Source organism: Streptomyces bambusae (genome assembly GCF_020532645.1).
Taxonomy (GTDB): domain Bacteria; phylum Actinomycetota; class Actinomycetes; order Streptomycetales; family Streptomycetaceae; genus Streptomyces; species Streptomyces bambusae.
In genome coordinates this window covers 1-766 of the sequence record NZ_JAJAUZ010000143.1, presented here as the reverse complement: position 1 = coordinate 766, position 766 = coordinate 1, and the positions used below count along the sequence as shown (strand labels likewise).

Genomic DNA, 766 nt, shown 5'->3' with positions numbered 1-766 from the left:
TAAGGGCTTGCAGATCATTAACACGTCGTCTTGATCTTGTTGCTGGGATCGCTGCTCTTGGCCAGGACCCGAGCCTGGAGGGAGGTGAGGGCAGCGGGTGGGCTGGTCGCAGGTGGGATGACGATGCCGTGTGCCTCAAACAGTTTCCTGATCTTCAGCAGGGTGCGGTGCATGGCGGTGCGGCTACTGCCGAAGAGCACGGCGAGGGGTTCGGCCGCCAGGGCGAGGTGCAGGTGGAGTACTGCGGCCAGGACCTGATCAGGGAAGCCGAGCCTGGGCGGGCGGCCGAGCTGGGTGTCCCCGTCCGGCGCCAGAGTCTGGACCAAGCCGTGCAACTGCTCCGGAGACATCCCGGTCAGCACTGGGGCAGACAGCAGGGCCGGTGTCCGCTCCGGCTCGCACCGTTCCGACTCCCGGGGTGCTGGGACAGCCGGGGCCGGATGGGGGGTGAAGGACGTAGTTCCAGTCGCCGTGGAAGCCATGGCGGGTCAGTGGCAGAGCCGCCATCTCCACGTCAGTGATCTGCACTCCGGTCGGGTAGGCCCTGGTGTCGAGTTCGGCATGCACCCGCAGTCCGGTGCGGGTGGTGGTCGCGGCGATGGACTGGACGATGACTTCGTGGCTGGTCAGCGGGCGGCCCCGCCAGTTCATGGTGATGTGGGAGAACAGCCGGTGCTCGATCTTGTTCCACTTCGATGCGCCCGGCGGCAGGTGGCAGACGGTGATCATCAGGCCCGTTTCAGCGGCGAGGAGGGCGAGTTCGAGT

General features: G+C 66.6%; 1 pseudogene. It reads right to left on the bottom strand.

The window, feature by feature from the left end:
• Positions 1-17: 17 nt before the first annotated feature.
• Positions 18-766: pseudogene (locus LG634_RS37545) on the bottom strand (ISAzo13-like element transposase-related protein); the annotation flags it as partial.